The 21,086-nt window shown below is 59.6% G+C and carries 19 protein-coding genes and 1 pseudogene; 14 read left to right on the top strand and 6 right to left on the bottom strand.

The window, feature by feature from the left end; all coding sequences use genetic code 11:
• Window positions 1-127 precede the first annotated feature (127 nt).
• Complete coding sequence (gene pdxB, locus TX23_RS25940) at window positions 128-1,270, bottom strand: 4-phosphoerythronate dehydrogenase PdxB (protein ID WP_057704628.1); 1,143 nt, start codon at window positions 1,268-1,270, stop codon at window positions 128-130.
• A 162-nt stretch (window positions 1,271-1,432) separates the two neighbouring features.
• Here pdxB and TX23_RS25935 point away from each other — a divergent pair, with 162 nt between their 5' ends.
• Window positions 1,433-2,815, top strand: a complete 1,383-nt coding sequence (locus TX23_RS25935; RefSeq protein ID WP_057704627.1) for an MATE family efflux transporter — start codon at window positions 1,433-1,435, stop codon at window positions 2,813-2,815.
• A gap of 106 nt (window positions 2,816-2,921) precedes the next feature.
• Here the strand turns inward: TX23_RS25935 and tusA are convergent, their stop codons facing one another.
• Together tusA and rlmM are read right to left on the bottom strand one after the other, a co-directional pair.
• Window positions 2,922-3,167, bottom strand: coding sequence for a sulfurtransferase TusA (tusA, locus tag TX23_RS25930; RefSeq protein ID WP_057704626.1), 246 nt, complete (start codon window positions 3,165-3,167; stop codon window positions 2,922-2,924).
• A 129-nt stretch (window positions 3,168-3,296) separates the two neighbouring features.
• The gene (rlmM, locus tag TX23_RS25925; protein WP_038449465.1) at window positions 3,297-4,373 is read right to left on the bottom strand and encodes a 23S rRNA (cytidine(2498)-2'-O)-methyltransferase RlmM; all 1,077 of its coding nucleotides are present in this window, start codon (window positions 4,371-4,373) and stop codon (window positions 3,297-3,299) included.
• Between the two features lie 196 nt (window positions 4,374-4,569).
• Between rlmM and acnA the strand changes: the two genes are divergently transcribed.
• Window positions 4,570-7,311: an aconitate hydratase AcnA gene (gene acnA / locus TX23_RS25920; RefSeq protein WP_057704625.1), complete on the top strand. Its 2,742-nt coding sequence runs from the start codon at window positions 4,570-4,572 to the stop codon at window positions 7,309-7,311.
• Between the two features lie 604 nt (window positions 7,312-7,915).
• On the opposite strand, the gene TX23_RS25915 is transcribed toward acnA, so the two are convergent.
• Window positions 7,916-8,854 (bottom strand): aspartyl/asparaginyl beta-hydroxylase domain-containing protein, encoded by a 939-nt coding sequence (locus TX23_RS25915; protein ID WP_057704624.1) that lies wholly within the window; start codon window positions 8,852-8,854, stop codon window positions 7,916-7,918.
• 122 nt (window positions 8,855-8,976) lie between these two features.
• On the opposite strand from TX23_RS25915, the pseudogene TX23_RS28610 reads away from it, so the two are divergent.
• Window positions 8,977-9,102 (top strand): annotated as a pseudogene (locus TX23_RS28610) (outer membrane lipoprotein carrier protein LolA); the annotation flags it as partial.
• Between the two features lie 3 nt (window positions 9,103-9,105).
• On the opposite strand, the gene cysK reads toward TX23_RS28610, so the two are convergent.
• Window positions 9,106-10,080, bottom strand: coding sequence for a cysteine synthase A (gene cysK / locus TX23_RS25910; RefSeq protein WP_057704623.1), 975 nt, complete (start codon window positions 10,078-10,080; stop codon window positions 9,106-9,108).
• A 125-nt stretch (window positions 10,081-10,205) separates the two neighbouring features.
• On the opposite strand from cysK, the gene TX23_RS25905 reads away from it, so the two are divergent.
• The 9 genes from TX23_RS25905 (at window position 10,206) to TX23_RS25860 (ending at window position 17,338) form a co-directional block, all read left to right on the top strand.
• Complete coding sequence (locus tag TX23_RS25905; RefSeq protein WP_057704622.1) at window positions 10,206-11,282, top strand: DUF748 domain-containing protein; 1,077 nt, start codon at window positions 10,206-10,208, stop codon at window positions 11,280-11,282.
• 1,382 nt (window positions 11,283-12,664) lie between these two features.
• Window positions 12,665-13,294, top strand: a complete 630-nt coding sequence (locus TX23_RS25895; protein ID WP_057704620.1) for a recombinase family protein — start codon at window positions 12,665-12,667, stop codon at window positions 13,292-13,294.
• 376 nt (window positions 13,295-13,670) lie between these two features.
• Entirely contained in the window at window positions 13,671-14,114 is a 444-nt protein-coding gene (locus TX23_RS25890; protein WP_157243955.1) for a hypothetical protein, read from the top strand.
• A 153-nt stretch (window positions 14,115-14,267) separates the two neighbouring features.
• Window positions 14,268-14,987 carry a hypothetical protein gene (locus TX23_RS25885; protein ID WP_057704618.1) on the top strand — a complete coding sequence of 240 codons (720 nt, stop codon included), beginning with the start codon at window positions 14,268-14,270 and terminating at the stop codon, window positions 14,985-14,987.
• Between the two features lie 58 nt (window positions 14,988-15,045).
• Complete coding sequence (locus TX23_RS25880) at window positions 15,046-15,345, top strand: hypothetical protein (protein ID WP_057704617.1); 300 nt, start codon at window positions 15,046-15,048, stop codon at window positions 15,343-15,345.
• Window positions 15,346-15,445: 100 nt separating this feature from the next.
• On the top strand, window positions 15,446-15,763 hold the full coding sequence (locus TX23_RS25875) for a hypothetical protein (protein ID WP_057704616.1): 318 nt from the start codon (window positions 15,446-15,448) through the stop codon (window positions 15,761-15,763).
• The gene (locus TX23_RS25870; RefSeq protein ID WP_057704615.1) at window positions 15,760-16,098 is read left to right on the top strand and encodes a hypothetical protein; all 339 of its coding nucleotides are present in this window, start codon (window positions 15,760-15,762) and stop codon (window positions 16,096-16,098) included. The genes TX23_RS25875 and TX23_RS25870 overlap by 4 nt, the downstream gene beginning before the upstream one ends.
• Window positions 16,095-16,319: a hypothetical protein gene (locus TX23_RS25865; protein WP_057704614.1), complete on the top strand. Its 225-nt coding sequence runs from the start codon at window positions 16,095-16,097 to the stop codon at window positions 16,317-16,319. The genes TX23_RS25870 and TX23_RS25865 overlap by 4 nt, the downstream gene beginning before the upstream one ends.
• Window positions 16,320-16,363: 44 nt before the next feature.
• Complete coding sequence (locus TX23_RS25860; RefSeq protein WP_057704613.1) at window positions 16,364-17,338, top strand: hypothetical protein; 975 nt, start codon at window positions 16,364-16,366, stop codon at window positions 17,336-17,338.
• A gap of 16 nt (window positions 17,339-17,354) precedes the next feature.
• Here the strand turns inward: TX23_RS25860 and TX23_RS25855 are convergent, their stop codons facing one another.
• Complete coding sequence (locus TX23_RS25855; protein ID WP_057704612.1) at window positions 17,355-18,815, bottom strand: DUF6538 domain-containing protein; 1,461 nt, start codon at window positions 18,813-18,815, stop codon at window positions 17,355-17,357.
• A 242-nt stretch (window positions 18,816-19,057) separates the two neighbouring features.
• Between TX23_RS25855 and TX23_RS25850 the strand changes: the two genes are divergently transcribed.
• Window positions 19,058-19,903, top strand: coding sequence for an AAA family ATPase (locus tag TX23_RS25850; RefSeq protein WP_057704611.1), 846 nt, complete (start codon window positions 19,058-19,060; stop codon window positions 19,901-19,903).
• Window positions 19,903-21,081 carry a vWA domain-containing protein gene (locus tag TX23_RS25845; RefSeq protein ID WP_003189625.1) on the top strand — a complete coding sequence of 393 codons (1,179 nt, stop codon included), beginning with the start codon at window positions 19,903-19,905 and terminating at the stop codon, window positions 21,079-21,081. The genes TX23_RS25850 and TX23_RS25845 overlap by 1 nt, the downstream gene beginning before the upstream one ends.
• The last annotated feature ends 5 nt before the right edge of the window (window positions 21,082-21,086 follow it).

Below are 21,086 nucleotides of genomic sequence, written 5' to 3'. Positions count from 1 at the left end.
CGGCTGACAAAGACTGATTGATCGTCGTATGCTTTTTCATGGGCTCGCCCTCGCTGTCGTTGGCTTCTATAAGAATGCCACCGTGGCGCATAGACGCCTCGGCTTGGGCGAGTCCATCTAATTACAGTTACAGCTGTTCGGCCCCCAGAGCAGTGACGATTTGCGAGAGCGCCGCCGACTCACCCTTGATGCGCACCTTCAAGCCATCGATCTCGCGACGCTGCGGGTAATGCTTGCGCAGCAGGTCGAAGGCCTTGCGTTGTTCTTCCACGGTGCCCACCAGGCTGCGACGAAAATCCGCGTCGTCACGGCGCGGGTCGTACACGCTGCGGCACAGAGTCGCCAAGGCCCAGGCCGGATCGGTTGACGCGGTCAGGTGGACTTCGTCCAGCCACGGTGCCGGCAATAAATCACTGAGCTGAACGCTTGGCTCCTGGCCCAGGTGCGCGCACAACGCCTGGTAGATCTGCGCAGTGCCGCGCTGCTTGCCATCCAGGCTGTAACCGGCAATGTGCGGCGTGGCCAGCACGCACAGGTCGGCCAGGTCGACATCCACCTCGGGCTCGCCTTCCCACACGTCCAGCACCGCTTGCAGGTCTTCACGGGCCAGCAACACCTCGCGCAGGGCGGCGTTGTCCACCACCGCCCCACGGCTGGCGTTGATCAGCCAGGTGCCGGGCTTGAGTTGCTCCAGGCGCTGGCGGTCGAATAAATGCCAGGTGGCGCCATTGACGGACTTGATCAACGGCGTGTGCAGACTGATCACGTCGCACTGCTCGATGATCTGCTGCAGGCTGACGTAGTCGCCGTCTTCGGCGATCTGGCGCGGCGGGTCGCACACCAGCACGTTCCAACCCAGGCCCTTGAGTACCTTGATCAGCCGCCCGCCGACTTCACCGGCACCGACGACACCATAGGTGCGCTGACCCAGTTCGACGCCTTCGATTTCGGCCAGGGTGTGCAAGCTGCCGAGCACGTAGTCCACGACCCCACGCGCATTGCAGCCAGGCGCGCTGGCCCACTGAATACCTGCCCGCTTGAAAAAGTCCAGGTCCAGGTGGTCGGTGCCGATGGTGCAGGTGCCGACAAAGCGTACGTTGCTGCCTTCCAGCAGGGCACGGTTGACGTTGGTCACCGAGCGCACCAGCAGCACGTCGGCCTGCTCGACGGTGGCGCGGTCGATAGAACGGCCGGGAACGCGGCGAATCTCGCCAAACCCCTGAAAAAAGTCATCAAGCAGCGGGATATTTTCGTCGGCAACAATCAGCATGGCAGGCTCCTTTGGCGGATCAGCAGTGTACAGAAGATCCTGTGTCGGAGCTGGCCTGGGCGCATTGCTTACAAATCCCTAACACAGGTTTTTTCCTGACCACTGCGTCAAAGCGTAGAATCCGCCGTTCTTGCGACTGCCTTTTTTATTGGACACCTGTACGTGAACACTGCCACCGCTACCCTCTCCCGCCCCGCCCGTGTCAGCCGGGAGGTGCGCGGCCTGCTGACGCTGGCCCTACCGATCATGATCGGCCAACTGGCAACCACTGCGATGAGTTTTGTCGATGCGGTGATGGCCGGGCGTGTCAGCCCCCAGGACCTGGCGGCGGTCGGCCTGGGTAACTCGATCTGGATCCCGGTGTACCTGCTGATGACCGGCACCCTGCTGGCCACCACGCCGAAGGTTGCCGAGCGTTATGGCGCGGGCAAACTCACCGAAATAGGGCCGTTGGTGCGCCAGTCGTTGTGGCTGGCGGTGGTAGTTGGCCTCTGCGGCGCGCTGCTGTTGCTGTGCGCCGAGCCGATCCTCCATGCGATGAAGGTCGAGCCCGACCTGATCAAGCCGTCCATGGGTTACCTGCATGGCATCGCCGCGGGGATGCCGGCGATCGCGCTGTATTACGTGCTGCGCTGTTTCAGTGATGGCCTGGGTCGTACGCGACCAAGCATGGTCATGGGCCTGTGTGGCCTGGCGCTGAATATTCCACTGAACTACATCTTCATCTACGGCCACTTCGGCGTGCCGGCCATGGGCGGTGTGGGTTGCGGCTGGGCCACGGCCATTGCGATGTGGGTGATGATGCTCGGCCTGGCTGGCTGGACGCGTTGGGGCCCGGCGTACCAGAGCAGCGAACTGTTCAAGCGCTTCGACTGGCCGCAATGGACGGTGATCAAGCGCATCCTGGGCATCGGCCTGCCGATCGGCGTGGCGATCTTCGCCGAGTCGAGCATATTTGCAGTGATTGCCCTGTTGCTGGGCAGCCTGGGCGCGACCGTGGTTTCCGGCCATCAGATCGCACTGAACGTCAGCTCCCTGGTATTCATGATCCCCTATTCCCTGAGCATGGCCGTGACCGTGCGCGTCGGCCAGGCCCTGGGCCGTGGCGAACCGCGTGAGGCACGCTTCGCCGCCGGGGTCGGCATGGGCACTGCACTGGCCTATGCCTGCCTGTCGTGCAGCCTCATGCTGCTGTTTCGTGAGCAGATCGCGGCGATCTATACGCCCGACCCGGTGGTAATCCACCTGGCGTCGATGCTGATTGTGTTCTCGGCGCTGTTCCAGTTCTCCGACTCGATCCAGGTCACCGCCGCCGGCGCATTGCGCGGCTATCAGGACACCCGGGTGACCATGGTGCTGACCTTGTTCGCCTATTGGGGCGTGGGCCTGCCGGTGGGTTACGCCCTGGGCCTGACCAACTGGCTCGGTGAGCCCAGCGGCCCGAGCGGTTTATGGCAAGGTCTGATCGTGGGCTTGAGCTGTGCGGCGGGGATGTTGGTGGTGCGCCTGGCGCGCAGTGCACGCCGACGCATTCGGGTCCAGTAGGAGCGAGCTTGCTCGCGAAAAACGTTAACGATAACGCAGCGTTCCTGATTTAACGCGGCGCTCTCTGGTTTTTCGCGAGCAAGCTCGCTCCTACAAGGGTTCCGGGTCACTCGACTTTCTTGCGGATCCAGTACAGGTAGGTGCCAGCATCTTCCTGCTGACGCACCAGTTCATGGTCGAGAAACACGCAGAACTTGGGGATATCGCGACGGGTCGACGGGTCGGTCGCGATCACCTTGAGCAGGCCGCCCGCCGGCAGGTCGCGGATGTGCTGGTGCAGCATCATCACGGGTTCCGGGCAGTTGAGGCCGGTGGCGTCGAGGGTGCCGTCGACAGGCTGTTCAAGACTCATACTTCACTCCTAAAACTGGCACCGCTCAACAATGTGGGAGCGGGCTTGCCCGCGATGACGGGGGCACATTCAACATAAACTTCGACTGTTATACCGCTTTCGCAGGCAAGCCAGCTCCCACATTTAATATCAGCGGCCTTTGGATTTCTTTACATCTACCAGGCGGCGCAGGTGACATGTCACTTCTTCGCGATCATGGTAGAGCTGCTTGCAGCCGATCTCCACACGAATGCCACGCGCCTTGAAGCCCTCTTCGATGCGCTCCAGCAAACGCTTCACTTCGGCGTAACGCTGTTTCATCGGCAGCTTCAGGTTGACCACCGCCTCGCGGCAATGCCCTTCGCCAATCCACGTTTCCAAGAGTGCCGCGTTGCGAGCGGGCTTCTCAACGATATCGCAGACCATCCAGTCCACCGGCTGCTTGGGCACGAAGGTAAAGCCGTCAGCCATCAGGTGTTGCACCAGGCCGGTATCCATCAGGCTTTCGGCCATGGGGCCGTTGTCGATAGCGGTGACCAGCATGCCACGGTTGACCAGTTGCCAGGTCCAGCCGCCCGGCGCTGCACCGAGGTCCACGCCAGTCATGTCGCCGTGCAGGCGCTCGTCCCACTGATCACGGGGAATAAAGTGATGCCAGGCTTCTTCCAGCTTCAGGGTCGAGCGGCTGGGCGCGTCACGCGGGAACTTGAGGCGCGGGATGCCCATCGGCCACATCGCCGAGTTATTCGACTCGGCCAGGCCCATGAACACTTCACGGCCACTTTTGAAGGTCAGCAGCAGGCGCGGCTTGCTCGGGTCGTCCACCAGCTTGCCGGCGTTAAGCAGAGCTTTGCGCAGGTGCACTTCGAACTTCTTGCAGAAGTTGGAGAGTTCCTTGCCGTCATTGGTGTCGACCATTTCCAGCCACAGGCTGCCGCACGTCGGGAACTCGCGCAGGTGGGCGAGGATCACGCTGATACGGTCGGTTTCCGGCAGGTCGATAAACACCCCGCGCGCCCACTGCCTTGGGAAGATCAGCTCGGCAAAGCGCTGGCCGTGCATCAGGCGCTGGGCGCCGTCTTCTTCAGTGCAGACAAATTCGGCGCAGGCGCTGCCGGTTTTGGCCTTGGCATAGCCGGACACGTTCAGGCGCGCGGCGTGTTCCGCGATCTCGGAACAGACTTCGCCTTCAAAACCCGGGCGGCAGTGCATAAAAAGGGTGTTCATCGACTCTCCTGGTGAATCAACTGACCTTGCGCTATCGCAATGCCTGTCATGAAAACGCGCGCATGATAGCCGAGTTCGGAACCTTGGGCTCGGCGATAGAGTCCAGTTATTAGCCTGCTAATGAAAACAGCGCTAACGTGTTAGCTCTGTTCGTCCCGTCAGGTCCGTAGCCGTGCGGACCATAAGGAGTCATGTAATGTCATCCCTTGATAGCCTGAGAACCCTTAAGACACTGCAAATAGACAGCAAGACCTACCACTACTTCAGCCTGCCCGAAGCCGCCAAGAGCCTGGGTGATCTGGACAAGCTGCCGATGTCGCTCAAGGTGCTGCTGGAAAACCTGCTGCGCTGGGAAGATGCCAAGACCGTTACCGGCACCGACCTCAAAGCCATCGCCGCCTGGCTCAAAGAGCGCCAGTCGGACCGCGAGATCCAGTATCGCCCCGCCCGCGTGCTGATGCAGGACTTTACCGGGGTACCCGCCGTGGTCGACCTGGCCGCCATGCGCGCCGCCGTGGCCAAGGCCGGCGGTGACCCGCAGCGCATCAACCCGCTGTCGCCGGTGGACCTGGTGATCGACCACTCGGTGATGGTCGACAAGTTCGGCAGCCACAGTGCCTTTGAGCAGAACGTCGACATCGAAATGCAGCGTAACGGAGAACGCTACGCCTTCCTGCGCTGGGGCCAGAGCGCCTTTGACAACTTCAGCGTGGTACCGCCGGGTACCGGCATCTGCCACCAGGTCAACCTCGAATACCTGGGCCGCACCGTGTGGACCAAAGAGGAAGACGGCCGCACCTACGCCTTCCCCGACACCCTGGTTGGCACCGACTCCCACACCACCATGATCAACGGCCTTGGCGTACTGGGCTGGGGCGTGGGCGGGATCGAAGCCGAAGCGGCCATGCTCGGCCAGCCGGTGTCGATGCTGATCCCGGAAGTGATCGGCTTCAAACTCACCGGCAAGCTCAAGGAAGGCATCACCGCCACCGACCTGGTGCTCACCGTGACGCAAATGCTGCGCAAGAAAGGCGTGGTGGGTAAATTCGTCGAATTCTACGGTGATGGCCTGGCCGATTTGCCCCTGGCAGACCGTGCCACCATCGCCAATATGGCGCCGGAATACGGCGCTACCTGCGGCTTTTTCCCGGTGGATGAGGTGACCCTGGACTACCTGCGTCTGTCCGGTCGCCCGGCTGAAACGGTCAAACTGGTGGAGGCCTATACCAAGGCCCAGGGCCTGTGGCGCAACGCCGGTCAGGAACCGGTGTTCACCGACACCCTGGCCCTGGACATGGGCAGCGTCGAAGCCAGCCTTGCCGGGCCCAAGCGCCCGCAAGACCGGGTATCGCTGCCGAATGTCGGCCAAGCGTTCAGCGACTTCCTCGACCTGCAATTCAAGCCCACCAGTAAGGAAGAAGGCCGCCTGGAAAGCGAAGGCGGTGGCGGTGTAGCCGTGGGCAACGCCGACCTGGTCGGCGAGGCCGATTATGAATATGAAGGCAACACCTATCGCCTGAAAAACGGCGCGGTGGTAATCGCCGCGATCACCTCCTGCACCAACACTTCCAACCCCAGCGTGATGATGGCGGCCGGGCTGGTGGCGAAAAAGGCCGTGGAAAAAGGCCTGACCCGCAAGCCCTGGGTGAAAAGCTCGCTGGCACCGGGTTCCAAGGTGGTCACCGACTACTACAAGGCGGCGGGCCTCACCCAGTACCTGGACAAGCTCGGCTTCGACCTGGTGGGCTACGGCTGCACCACCTGCATTGGTAACTCGGGCCCGCTGCCGGAGCCGATTGAAAAAGCCATCCAGAAAGCCGACCTCGCCGTCGCTTCGGTGTTGTCCGGTAACCGCAACTTCGAAGGCCGCGTGCACCCCTTGGTGAAAACCAACTGGCTGGCCTCGCCGCCCCTGGTAGTCGCCTACGCATTGGCCGGTACCGTGCGCATCGATATCAGCAGCGAGCCGCTGGGCAATGACCAGCAGGGTAATCCGGTGTACCTGAAGGACATCTGGCCCAGCAGCCAGGAAATCGCTGACGCCGTCGCCCAGGTCAGCACCAGCATGTTCCACAAGGAATACGCCGAGGTGTTTGCCGGTGACGAGCAATGGCAGGCGATCGAAGTGCCGCAAGCGGCGACCTACGTGTGGCAAAAGGACTCCACTTACATCCAGCACCCACCGTTCTTCGATGACATTGGCGGCCCGCTGCCGGTGATCAAGGACGTCAAGGGCGCCAATGTGCTGGCGTTGCTGGGGGATTCGGTGACCACTGACCACATCTCCCCTGCCGGTAATATCAAGACCGACAGCCCCGCCGGGCGCTACCTGCGCGAGCAAGGCGTGGAACCGCGTGACTTCAACTCCTACGGCTCACGCCGTGGCAACCATGAAGTGATGATGCGCGGCACCTTTGCCAACATCCGTATCCGCAATGAAATGCTCGGCGGCGAAGAAGGCGGTAACACGCTGTATATCCCCACCGGCGAAAAAATGGCGATCTACGATGCGTCGATGAAGTACCAGGCCTCAGGTACACCCCTGGTGGTGATCGCAGGCCAGGAATACGGCACCGGCTCCAGCCGCGACTGGGCGGCCAAGGGCACTAACCTGCTGGGCGTCAAGGCGGTGATCGCCGAGAGCTTCGAGCGTATCCACCGCTCCAACCTGGTAGGCATGGGCGTGTTGCCGTTGCAGTTCAAGCTGGATCAGAACCGCAAGACGCTCAAGCTCAACGGCAAGGAGAAGATCGACATCCTCGGGCTGACCGATGCCGAGATCGAGCCGCGCATGAACCTGACGTTGGTGATCACTCGGGACGATGGCAGCAGCGAGAAGGTTGAGGTGCTGTGCCGGATTGATACCTTGAATGAAGTGGAGTACTTCAAGGCCGGTGGGATCTTGCACTACGTGCTGCGCCAGTTGATCGCCTCTTAAGAGCAACGCTGATCAAAGGTGGGAGCTGGCTTACCTGCGAAAGCGGTGGGTCAGCCAACTTTTTTATAGCCACTGCCAACCGTAACCACGATGCGAAGCGAGTCGCTCTTGCTCTTGATCTGCTTTTGATCTTGATCTTAGGCGCCCCGTCAAACCACGCTGGCCGGAATTCGACAGGGATTTGGGGGGTAAACCGGCAGGGATGCCGGTTTAGCCGCCCCGCGCCATGGATGGCGCGTGGCGGCGGCCCCCCAAATCCATGGCGGATTACGGGCACACCGAGCCTAGGCGAGGTGCCGAGTGGTGGGGCAAGAGCCCTTTGGTTACTTTGGGGCTCTTTTCCAAAGTGACCCGCTGTAAAAGCGGAACCAATAGCAGCCGTTACCCAAATAACGGATATGTACTCGATCAAAGCCCAGCATCCAGGTCGGCTCTTAGGCCGCCATCGGGGGCAAGCCCCCTCCCACAGGTCCGGCTTCGCACCAAAGTTGTGTAGATACTTATGACCATCGCAGGCAAGCCAGCTCCCACAGTTTTGATCACATTCCAGGCATAAAAAAGGCGCTGCATCCTTCAATACAGCGCCTTTTTTATGGTGTGCGGTTTAGCCGAACAGCCACTTCCACAGCAGTACCAGGACGACTACCGCCAGCACCGGCCGTGCAATGCGGTAGGCCTTGGGATGCTTGCGCTTCCACTGTTTGACCTGGCCGCTGAACTTGTCGCTGAAGGTCTTGCTCCAGGCATACGCCTGGTTGATGCCGCCCACGCGCTCGTCATCAAGGTTCTGCGGGGCCGTGGCGCGGCCCAGCTGCTTGCTGACCCAGCGGTTGATGCGGGTCATCAAGCGGTTGCTCAACGGCCGTTCGATGTCGCAGAACAGGATCACACGGGTCTGCTCGGTTTCGTTCTTGACCCAATGCACGTAGGTTTCGTCGAACATCACGTCTTCACCGTCGCGCCAGGCGTAGACCTGGCCGTCAACGAAAATGCGGCAATCGTCGGAGTTCGGCGTGGACAGCCCCAGGTGATAACGCAGGGAACCGGCGAACGGGTCGCGGTGCGGGTTCAGGTGGCTGCCGCCCGGCAATAGCGCAAACATCGCGCCCTTGACGTTGGGAATGCTGCTGACCAGCGCCACGGTCTTGGGGCACAGCGCCTCGGCCGACGGCAACGGCTTGTCGTACCACTTTAGGTAGAAACGCTTCCAGCCCTTCTTGAAGAACGAACCGAAACCGGCGTCGTTGTTCTTTTCAGCAGCGCGGATGTAGCCCTCATCGAACAGGTGCATGGCCTCTTCGCGGATCACTTCCCAGTTGTCCTTGAGCACATCCAGTTCCGGGAACTTGCTGCGGTCCAGGTACGGCTTGGACGGCACCGCGGAAAACAGGTACATCAAGGCGTTATAGGGGGCGAACAGCGCCGAATGGTTGACGAACTGGCGCAGCATCGGCAAACGGGCCTTGCCACGCAGGTGCACGTACAGCGTGCTGCCGATAAACAGCAGCAACACCGACAGTTTGGCGGCCAAAGAAAAGGTCATGCAGCAACTCCTGGAAATAAGCGTCTGGCCGGCAAACTTGCGTCAACGGGAAACCAGACGTAACAGCCGGCCATGATAAACACTTGAGCCATTATGCAGAAGGCCCAGGAAAACAGACTGACCTGCATCAACACCCCTGCCCTCCTGTAGGAGCGAGCTTGCTCGCGAAGAACGTCAACGATAACGCGGGCTTACTGACACAACGTGGCGCTCTCAGGTTCTTCGCGAGCAAGCTCGCTCCTACCGTCGATTCAGGCCTGGGTTTCCTGCTCGGTAAACACATCGCTGAACAACATGCTCGACAGGTAGCGCTCACCGGAGTCCGGCAAAATCACCACGATGGTCTTGCCCTGCATTTCCGGCTTCTCGGCCAGGCGTACCGCCACTGCCATGGCGGCCCCGCACGAGATACCGCACAAAATGCCTTCTTCCTGCATCAAGCGCAGAGCCATGGCCTTGGACTCTTCGTCGGTTGCCAGCTCCACGCGGTCGACCATCGACAGGTCGAGGTTTTTCGGCACAAAACCGGCGCCGATGCCCTGGATCTTGTGCGGGCTGGGTTTGATCTCTTCACCCGCCAAGGCCTGGGTGATCACCGGTGAAACCATGGGCTCCACGGCCACCGACAGGATCGGCTTGCCCGCGGTGTTCTTGATATAGCGCGACACCCCCGTGATGGTGCCGCCGGTGCCCACGCCCGCCACCAGCACATCTACGGCGCCGTCGGTGTCGTTCCAGATCTCCGGGCCGGTGGTTTTCTCGTGGATCGCAGGGTTGGCCGGGTTTTCAAACTGGGCCGGCATAAAGTAGGTGGTCGGGTCGCCGGCGACGATTTCTCCGGCCTTTTCGATGGCGCCCTTCATGCCTTTGGCCGGCTCGGTCAGCACCAGTTCTGCACCCAGGGCCTTGAGCACTTTACGGCGCTCAAGGCTCATGGACGAGGGCATGGTCAGCAGCAATTTATAGCCACGGGCCGCGGCGACAAAGGCCAGGCCAATCCCGGTGTTGCCGGAAGTCGGTTCGACAATGGTCATGCCCGGCTTGAGCTTGCCGCTGCTTTCGGCATCCCAGATCATGCTTGCGCCAATGCGGCACTTCACCGAATAGCCCGGGTTACGCCCTTCGATCTTGGCCAGGATCGTCACCCCACGCGGTGCGATGCGGTTGATCTGAACCAGCGGCGTGTTACCGATGGAATGCGCGTTGTCTGCAAAGATACGGCTCATGAGCGATCCTGTTGGCGACTTTGAAGAAGGCCCCAAGGGTATGCCTCGTGCGGCGAGGCGTCCAGACGGTGGAACGTTGCGCTCATCAGAACAGTCAATCTCCTACAAGCAAGGAGAACTGCCCCATGAAACGTCGTTACAGTTGGCCGTTAGGGACAATCGCCGCTCTGGTGCTGGTCCTGATTGCCTTGAACATCGCGCTGCCCTATCTGGTGCGCAACTACCTGAACGATAAACTCGCCAATATGGGCGATTACCGCGGCGAAATCGCCGATGTGGACCTGGCCCTGTGGCGCGGCGCCTACCGGATCAACGGCCTGCAAATCGTCAAGGTGGACGGCAAGGTCCCGGTGCCGTTCGTGAAGGCGCCGTTGATCGAGTTCGCGGTGAGCTGGCATTCACTCTGGTACGACCACGCCGTCGTCGCCGAGGGGCATTTTGTGCGACCGCAGATCAACTTCGTCGATGGCGGTGCCAACAAGCAGGCGTCCCAGACGGGTAAAGGCACCGACTGGCAGGAACAACTGCGCAAGTTGCTGCCGATCACCCTCAACGAAGTGCGCATCGAAGACGGCGAGATTGCCTTCCATAACTTCACCTCCAAGCCTCAGGTGAATATCAACGCCACTGCGGTCAACGCCAGCTTCTACAACCTGACCAATGTGGTGGACGTCAAAGGCAAGCGCGACGCCCGCTTCGAAGGCAAGGCACTGCTGCAAGGCCAGGCGCCTCTGGAAGCCAATGCCACCTTTGATCCGCTGAGCGATTTCGAAGAATTCGAGTTCCGCTTCCGCGCCCGCGACCTGCAACTCAAGCGCATGAATGACTTTGCCTCGGCCTATGGCAAGTTTGACTTCAAGGCCGGCACGGGCGACGTGGTGATCGAAGCCCAGGCTGAAAATGGCCGGCTCACCGGCTACATCAAGCCGCTGCTGCGCGATGTTGAAGTGTTTGACTGGCAACAGGACGTCGAAAACCAGGACAAGAACATCTTCCGCTCAATCTGGGAGGCCGTGGTCGGTGCCAGCGAGACGGTGCTGAAAAACCAGCGTAAAAACCAGTTCGCCACCCGTGTGGAGCTCAGCGGTAGTGTGCATCAACAGAATGTCAGTGCGTTTTCTGCGGTGATCGCGATTCTGCGCAATGGGTTTATCCAGGCATTCAATGCCCGCTATGAACAACCCAAGCCCAGCGCTGATTAACCGTCATAACCTTCTGTAGGAGCGAGCTTGCTCGCGAAAAACGTCAACGATAGCGCGTGCATGTTGAAGGAACGTGGCGCCTGGGAGTTTTTCGCGAGCAAGCTCGCTCCTACAGTTCGGCATGAGGGCTGATGTGACCCGCCATTCAGAGACTGGACAAGAGATTTCGGTTTGGACCAATGATTACGGGCACTTCGGCGGTGATCCGCTCAAATGGGCACACCGAGCGCACAGGACGTGTGTCCCTATTTACTCTCGGCTGTAGCGGGAATTCGTGCCCTGACGCGATTTCGATTGCTTCTACTCAATTGCCAGAGCTTTCCGAGTGAAGGCATAATGATGGCAAATTGAGAGGGAAGCTTATGAACGTATGGCAGTTTTGTATGCTGATTACTGGGGTTGTCGGCTTTTGGTTAGCCCGCTTGCAATATAAAACTCAGGGTCGCTCTGATGTCCGCAGACAAGCAGTCTGCGGTGTTCACTACGCACAAGAACTAGCAGGACGACAACTAGAAGACTGGGAAGTTAGGATGATCTCAGGAGATTACTTTGCGACCTACGGACAGTACATGAGTGCAAAAGAGCAAAGTCACTTTTTGGCTATGCCATTCAAAATATCGTAATAGAACGCACACTCCACAACTACACTTCCAAGATCAAAATCCATACCATAGTCAAGCCTGATAACTAATGAATATAAAATGTAAGAAGTTAAACTGTAAGCACGAAGAAAAAGCCAATGCAGAATTATTTGTAAAAATAATTGGCGGCGCAATGCCGTTCGGAGGATTCGCAGCATGGACGACTTACCTCTTCGCAGGTACAGGCTTTGCGATTGAGATAGTAATCGCGATAATTGCTGGGGGCGTAGCTATACTATTCTTCAAAGACGAGATTGTGACCTGGATTGTCAATCGTGGTTACAAGTGCCCAAAGTGTGGTTCGGTAGATTGGGAAGCCTAATTTAAGTCATCTATCGACGGTCTAACACTTTCGATGTCAAGTGAACAACATCTATCCCCTTGCTCGATTATCACGAGGGGCCGCACCGAATCGACCCAACCTAAAATTTAGGTCACTCGTTCGTGTGGGTCTCTCTGATCCCATCACGTCATCTTCCCCCGTATGCCCTCCCACGCCAACCAGCAACACCATTCGCCAGGGAGATTGCCGACCTACAGAGGCGCTCACAATGCGCGTCCCGCGTAGAGAATGGTCGAAGCACGAGGACCGTTGTAGCGGGCAGTTGGCATGTAGCGAATTAGGTATACCTCAAGCACTACCGCTTGTCGGGTCGAATGATCCGTAGCGTTATTGCAGCTTGACCACTTCAATCGCTACACGCATCATCGCTACACCTAAACCGCTACAGAGACTTCGCCATGATGATCCGTGCCTACCTCCGCGCTTCCACCAATGAGCAAGATGCCAGCCGTGCCCGAGCGGACATCAAGGCATTCGCTGACCAACACGGCCAACGCATCGCGGGCTATTACACGGAGAATGAGAGCGGTGCCACCCTGCAACGGCCTGAGCTTATGCGTCTGCTGGCTGACTGCGAGCCGGGTGACGTGTTGCTGGTTGAACAGGTTGACCGGCTATCGCGACTAACCGAGGCGGACTGGCAAGCCCTACGCGCCGAGTTGACCGCCAAGGGCGTACTTGTGGTTGCCCTGGACCTACCAACAAGTCACGACGCTATGACTTCCGGTGCAAGTGCCGACGCCTTCACAGCCCGGATGCTGGGCGCGGTGAATGCAATGCTGCTGGACATGCTCGCCGCTGTCGCCCGCAAGGACTACGAGGATCGCCGCCGCCGTCAAGCACAGGGCATCGAGAAGGCCAAGGCTGATGGCGCCTATAAAGGACGCGCGACTAACGAGGCGCTGCACTCACACATCGCTGAGCTGTTGAAAGAAGGTAAGTCGATTCGCAAAGTCGCGGACCTGCTGGGGTGCAGTACGAACACTGTGCAGCGGGTTCGGCAGGCAGTGGTGCCCGCAGAAGCATAAGCAGCGCACTTGCGTGGGAGGTGCAATGCCTCCCGAGCAGTGGCAAATGGTGTTTGGGCATTACTTTTTAAATGTCACATACGTAGGTAAGAACGCACGGGAATTCAATTGGTCCCGCTGGACACCTGAGATTCATCAGGGCAACCCGTCATTGATCCAACCCCTCGGCATTGAAGGCTGGCGCAGACTCAAGCGCACCCGGCCGCAATCCCACCCTTCTGATACACCCGCCAGCACCCGCGCTGTGCATCCCTGTGGCGCCATCTGAGCCGTCTTAATCACTCGCCCAAGGCACCCTATTCATCCCTGAAAGCCACGGCCTGTATGTGTTTTGGCATTCAGCCACATTACCCTCCAAAATAGCTTTCGGTGATCCATGAACCGTGCATTCTCAAACCCTATTCGTCCGTCTCATGCGGATGGAAGTCGGTACGTCCGCCAGTACAAAGCAGTGCAGTATCACGCACTTAAAGGTCGGTTCCCGCGCACTAAGGCGCTGGTTGTCCTGGCCCTGCAACAGCTCAATCATCGACACCAAGGACCAGTCACCATCGGTGCGATCCTCAAACACAACAGCACGTTGAACCGGACCAGCGTTCACCGGGCATTGGTCGATCTGCATTATGAGGCGCACCTCGTGTGGCTACCTGTGCCGAACGCTGAACACATCACCAGCTATCTATTGGGCACCAACCGCGCAATGGTCGGCTTGCCTCCGCTGGGGCCTGCTGAGCAGCGCGAGGCGGTAGCAGCGGAACGGACCCTCAAGCTGATGCTGGATGACCACATTGCAAAGGCTGCGTTGAAGCGTCGTCGCTGACCTTGCACTCGCAAACCGAAACAGCCAATCAACCGCATGGGCCAATCCCTATATCTATGCGCGGCAATTGGCCCAACCCAATGAATACGGGCACTTCGCCAACCTACTGGCCCAAGGTGGCCCGGCACTGGCACGCCCATAAGTGAGTAAATAATGACCAACGCGACGACCGCCCAGGCGACGACCGCTCCCACCCTACCTGCGCATATCCAGGCTTTGGTGAACCAGTTACACGACCTCATCGCAGTTCACGGCTTGCTGGCACTGCACAGCCAACGGCAGATCGCCACCCAGCTTGGCCTATCCCGTCGCCGGGTAAATGACCTGAGCAAGATGAGACCACCGACCACGCTCGACATGAGCGCCACTACAAGTGAGTTCGACCTGACCGAATTCAACACGGAGCCGACCATGACCCGAGTACAAGCCGTGGATGCAATCCTAGCGCTTGCCATCCGCCCCTTGGGCGTCAAGTACCACGAGTACAAAGAGACCTTGGGCGCAGCGTTCGGTCTCACTTGCGTAGATGGGGAGTTCAATTTGAACATGGATGAGAAACAACACCGCCAACTTCGCGCCGATGTACGACGCAAGGCCAAAGCCGCTGGTGATGTAGCACTGTTCATTCCTGGCTGGATGGATGCAAGCGATCCCGTTGCAAGTAACCGCGCAATGCTCGCCGCTGCCCAGGCTGTATATGAGGCGGTCGAAGATGCCGCAGCCGCATACCGCGACCAGTTCCCGGACATGCCGTACTTGTCTGTCGTCAACGAAATTAAAGCAATCGCTATCCCAGGGTATAGCAGCGACCCAGTGGTTGCTCGCTGCGAGCGGAACAGCAACACCGTCGACTTGCTACTGAGCCGCACCTAATAAAACCCTTCGCCACTTGCCATGCAGGGCGGCTTCGCGCTGCCCGGAGAAACCTCCCATGAACCTGACACTCAACGAACTACTGGACGCCTGCGAGTTGCCACCATCCGCGCAACACAACACCGACGACCACGAACCCCGCCGCGCCCTGGGTGCTGAGCCTGGGGAAATGTACCGTGCTGCCGTCGCCCTTGCTAATGGAGGTGATGGTGGGGCGGCGGGCCAGCGGCTCGCCCTACGGGATGACCGGCGTTACCGAGACGCCACCACCCTAGGCCAGCGGCGCGGATTGAACGTGGCTGAGAGAGCCTCACAAGACCTCACAGGGCGCAAGGCCCGTGGCCGTTTGCGAGACTGATTAACGCTGCACTCCCGGCCTAAATTAGCGCCACTTATCCGAATGAACTTTGACCTTCCTGCGCTCGCGGGAGAGCCAACCCTGCACGAAGGAATTACCCATGAAGTACCTGCGCAACAAAGAACATGTCGGTTTGTTTAAGCAAAGAGGCCGACCACCACTTCACCGCATCCGCTGTATGCATGTTGTCAAGGCGATGTTAGATGCTGGCGAACTTATCACAGTCGGCCAAGTGCATAAACGTGTTGCCACTGGCGCACCTGCACAGACTTACACCGTGATGAATTACTTCCTAACTACTGGACTTACAACCATGCCGTTAGTTGGTGCCCCGCACATCAACCAATTCAAAGTTGCCTGCCCTGATACTTGGGCCGCAAATATCCGTGAGCTTACCGAGACTGAGAAACTGCTATGACTGAACAAACTACCGCACCAACTACCCGCCGCCGTAAACGTAAACCCCTGGATGTCCACGCCGAAGGGCTGGCGTTGCTGGCTGAAACCCTGGCCGCTTCCCGCAAAAAATTGGAGTGGTGCGCTGAGAACGAGGTGCCTGTCGACGCTGCCCAGGTAAGCGCCAACGTCTCTCTACTGAAACTGCTGGAGACGATGCGTCACGTCGATGACGACGACAAGGACAAAGAGACCGCCGCTCTAGTCGCTGGCTTCCATGCCAAGACCGCCGGGCGTGCGGCCCGCCCCACCGCTGCCCCGACCAAAGAAGACCTGTTGGCGGAGTACGGCTTGTGATCGACGACCGCAGCACCTCACAGCTCAACGTCGACCGCATCTATGCCGACATGCAGGCGAAGGCAGCGAAGGCCAATGACGACGCACGGCTGGGTCGACTGGCCGCTCTAGCTACAAGTGCCTCAATGCAGTCCCTAGACAGCACACCGGCTTCCGGCTTCCTCAACTTCCGCACTGACACGGACGTGGTCCCCACTTCCAGCGGCATCAAAGTCCCTTAGCCAACCGGCCCCAAACAATCCCTTCTTATATAGAGAGAAATTCCATGACTCGTAAATTCGCTGTTGCCCGCAAATCCGCTAACGCCATCGCATTGTTCGATGCGCTTAAGGCTGCCGTCCCCTTTAATCTGGTCGAAGTCCCGACCACTAAATACCCGACTGCCCCGGCCAACCTGCAAGAGCTGCGCAAGGGCATCACCACGATGACGGAGCTGTTCACATCTGATGAACGTGCTGACGCCAAGAAGACCAGTCGCGATGATGTCGAGCATGAGTTCGTGTCTGTGCTGACCACCATGAGCAACCGTGGCTTTGCATTCGCGGACCTGCCAACCCTCTTCGCCTTTGAGCAAGATCGTAACCAGCACCTCGACACCGTGACGCGCTACACCCGCGCCGCCAACGCGAACACCGAGGCACTGTCGGCCAAGGTCTCGGAATGGTTCTCTGACATCACCGCCGTCCTGAGTGTGGCAAAGGTGGTTGGCGCTGACGTGATGGCCGAGGCTGCCACTGCTCCGAACAAGACCATGGCGGCGCTGGGTATCGACCTGCACGTTCGCGAGAAGCTGAACGCATCCGCCCAAGCTGGTGTGCCCGTTATGGCTGCTGGCCGTGGTCTGATGATCCTCAAAGCTGCCAACATCGACGCCTTGTCCCTGGACCTGGGCGACGTTGAGCTGGCTGCCGCCATGGCTTTACACAGCTACTTCCCGGACGCTATCGAAGGCGCGTCCATGCAGGAAGCTGGGCTGCGCTTCGGCTCTGTCGTCCTGGGTGCCAATACTGACGGCGTCGTGGTCTACCGCGAGGCCGTCCAATCGAACGCATCGGGCCTGCTGCCGCACACTGCCCTGGTGGCTGCTGATGGTAAAGCCCTGGCCGCGCTGCAATCGAAGATCGACGTTCGCCTGGGTGGCGTAGACCACGCCTTTACCGGCACCGTGGAGAATGGCGGGATGACTGTTGCGGAACGCCGTCTGCGTGACTTCGGCAAGTCTGCTGTTACCACGTACTAAAACCAACCCTGCTTGCCTAAACGGCTTGCAGGGTATTTTGCTTGTCGAGCAGTTCGCGGACTCTAGCCAGCAGTTCCCGCTGCCGTGTGAGCGGAGCCGTTCCGCCATAGACGCCGGTGTGCTTATTCCCAGACTGGGTATGGCCGAGGATACCTCCCACCTCCGCATCGCTCGCACCTGCCGCCCTGAGCAAATCCGCTGCCGTGTGCCGTGCGCTGTACAGACTGACCTGTCCCGTGATGCCCGGTATCTTGAGCAGGGCTGCGCTCACAGCACGACTCAACCGCGTAACGCGCTGTCTTCCTCTCTCCGCTGTGCTGCCATCACCAAAGCCTGATAGCACCAGATTGAATAGCGGAACGTCCTCCGCTGCCACAGGCAAATCCCTGCGACTGGCTGCGTTCTTGGCACCAGATAGGCCAGCCTGGAATACCTGCTCCCTGTTACCCACGATGTCCTCCCGCATGGTCAATGCCGCTGGACCTTCGCTCAATAACTCCAGGGGCCGCACGCCGTACCGGACAAGCAAGCGCATTGCTGCCGCGTCTACGGCATCACCACGGGCATCCAGGGCCGTCTGTACCTGAGCCACCACGGCTAACGGCATCGGGTCACGGGCGTTCTTCTGGAGTGCACCACCTGCCCGGATGGCCCTGGCTACTGCGCCCTGCTTCGGTAGGCTGATTCCGTCCCATCCTGGCACCTCCCGCAGAATCGTTATCATCCCCGCCGCCTGGGTGTGGACCGACGAAGCTTTGCCACCGGCAGCTAGCTTGCCCTCGGCGTAGGCCATGATCCGTTGCACCTGCTGCGCCGGGGTGCTGGGCCAGCGTAAAACGTCATTGCAGAGCTTGCGCATGATCCCCACACGGCCTGCGCTGACACGCTCGCAATAGCCGTCCAGAGCCACGGCGAACTGCTGGGCGGTACGTCTATCGCCTTGCTGGCTGACCTGCTCCACAGGCGTATCCACCGGGCCAGGAATGCCAGCGCCAAGGGTTGGCGGTTCGCCGCGCTCCAGGGCTTCCAGCGCCCTAACAGCGGCCATAGATTCGAGTGGGTGAACAGCCTCCATCCCTGGTGGCGGCATCCCCTGCGCGGCCATCGAGTACGCCCGCTTCTGCCAATCCAGTTCGGTCTGCCAGTTCCTCGTTACCAGCTTCGCCCCTGGCGCCATGTCTGTAACCGCACGGAGTGTTACCCGCTCGACCACGGCCTGTAGGCTTGCCAGGACAGCGCGGGGATCAACCGGGACCGACGCCCTGCGCTCGACTGGATCGTTCGCCACAGGCGCCAGGGCTTCGCTACAGATGCGGTCAAACTCTACTGACACCTGCCGGGCAAGGCGCAGGGCTTCTGCGCGGTCGGCGGTGCCTAGGGCTTTGCGGTATTCAGAGCGGCCCAGCAGTTCGGCAACTGGTAGCGGGAAGCGGCGGCGGTAGTGATAACGCCCCTCACGGCGGGACAAATAGGACATTCAGAATTCTCCGGGGCACGTGGTACGGTCACGTGGTGGTGTCGCGGGGCACATACAAGCGCTGAATACACCGCCATGTGTCACACGACCGAACCGCTGCAAGCCTTATTCTACCTGGCCTGCCGACGACTCGACAGCTTGAAAGTGTACCAACGAGTCAGAGACTGAATAACCCGTCTGCGTTCACAGTCGCCGGGGCTGCGGGGTATAGTCGGGGCATTGATGAATTCGAGGAATGACCGATGAAGTTCGAAGGCACCCAGGCCTATGTGGCTACCGATGACCTGAAGCTGGCCGTCAACGCCGCCATCACCCTGGAACGGCCATTGCTGGTCAAGGGCGAACCGGGCACCGGCAAGACCATGCTTGCCGAGCAACTGGCCGAATCCTTCGGCGCCAAGCTGATCACCTGGCACATCAAGTCCACCACCAAGGCGCATCAGGGCCTCTACGAGTACGACGCGGTGAGCCGCTTGCGTGACTCGCAACTGGGCGTGGACAAGGTCCACGACGTGCGCAACTACCTGAAGAAGGGCAAACTCTGGGAAGCCTTCGAGTCCGAAGAGCGGGTGATCCTGCTGATCGATGAAATCGACAAGGCCGACATCGAGTTTCCCAACGACCTGTTGCAGGAACTCGACAAGATGGAGTTCTACGTCTACGAAATCGACGAGACCATCAAAGCCAAGAAGCGCCCGATCATCATCATTACCTCCAACAACGAGAAAGAGCTGCCGGATGCGTTCCTGCGCCGCTGCTTCTTCCACTACATCGCCTTCCCCGACCGCACCACCCTGCAAAAAATCGTCGATGTGCACTACCCCGACATCAAGAAAGACCTGGTCAGCGAAGCGCTGGACGTGTTCTTCGATGTGCGCAAGGTCCCGGGCATGAAGAAGAAGCCGTCCACGTCCGAACTGGTCGACTGGCTCAAGCTGCTGATGGCCGACAATATCGGCGAAGCGGTACTGCGCGAGCGTGACCCGACCAAGGCCATCCCGCCGCTGGCCGGGGCCCTGGTGAAAAACGAGCAGGACGTACAATTGCTGGAACGGCTGGCGTTCATGAGCCGCCGCGGTAATCGCTGATGCTGCTCAACCTGTTCAACGAAATGCGTGCAGCCAAGGTGCCGGTATCGGTGCGCGAGCTGCTGGACCTGATCAACGCGCTGAAACAGCGCGTGACCTTCGCCGACATGGACGAGTTTTATTACTTGGCCCGAGCGATCCTGGTCAAGGACGAGCGGCATTTCGACAAGTTCGACCGCGCCTTCGGTGCCTATTTCAATGGCCTGGAAAAACTCGATGACCATTTGCAGGCGCTGATCCCCGAAGAGTGGCTGCGCAAGGAATTCGAACGTTCCTTGAGTGATGAGGAACGCGCGCAGATCCAGTCCCTGGGTGGCCTCGACAAGCTGATCGAAGAGTTCAAGAAGCGCCTGGAAGAACAGAAAGAACGCCACGCCGGTGGCAACAAGTGGATCGGCACCGGCGGCACCAGCCCCTTTGGTTCCGGCGGCTACAACCCCGAAGGCATTCGCGTCGGTGACGCCGGCAAGCGTCAGGGCAAGGCGGTGAAAGTCTGGGACCAGCGCGAGTACAAGAACCTCGACGACCAGGTGGAACTGGGCACGCGCAACATCAAGATCGCCCTGCGCCGCCTGCGCAAGTTTGCCCGCCAGGGCGCGGCCGAAGAGCTGGATATCGACGGCACCATTGACCACACCGCCCGCGATGCCGGCTTGCTGAATATCCAGATGCGCCCCGAACGGCGTAACACCATCAAGCTGTTGCTGCTGTTCGACATCGGCGGCTCGATGGATGCCCACGTGAAGATCTGCGAAGAGCTGTTCTCGGCGTGCAAGACCGAGTTCAAGCACCTGGAGTATTTTTACTTCCACAACTTCGTGTACGAATCGGTGTGGAAGAACAACCAGCGCCGTACTTCCGAACGCACCTCCACCCAGGACCTGCTGCACAAATACGGCGCCGACTACAAAGTGATTTTTATCGGCGATGCGGCCATGGCGCCCTATGAAATCACCCAGGCCGGTGGCAGCGTCGAGCATTGGAACGAGGAACCCGGGTATGTGTGGATGCAGCGCTTCATGGCCAAGTACAAGAAGCTGATCTGGATTAACCCCTACCCGAAAGATACCTGGGGCTATACAGCATCGACGGGGATTGTGCGGGAGTTGGTGGAGGATCAGATGTATCCGCTGACGCTGCGCGGGTTGGAAGAAGGTATGCGTTTTCTCTCGAAATAGGCGGT

The organism is Pseudomonas paralactis, from assembly GCF_001439735.1.
In the GTDB taxonomy this organism is placed as follows: domain Bacteria; phylum Pseudomonadota; class Gammaproteobacteria; order Pseudomonadales; family Pseudomonadaceae; genus Aquipseudomonas; species Aquipseudomonas paralactis.
This window is presented reverse-complemented; position numbering and strand designations above follow the sequence as displayed.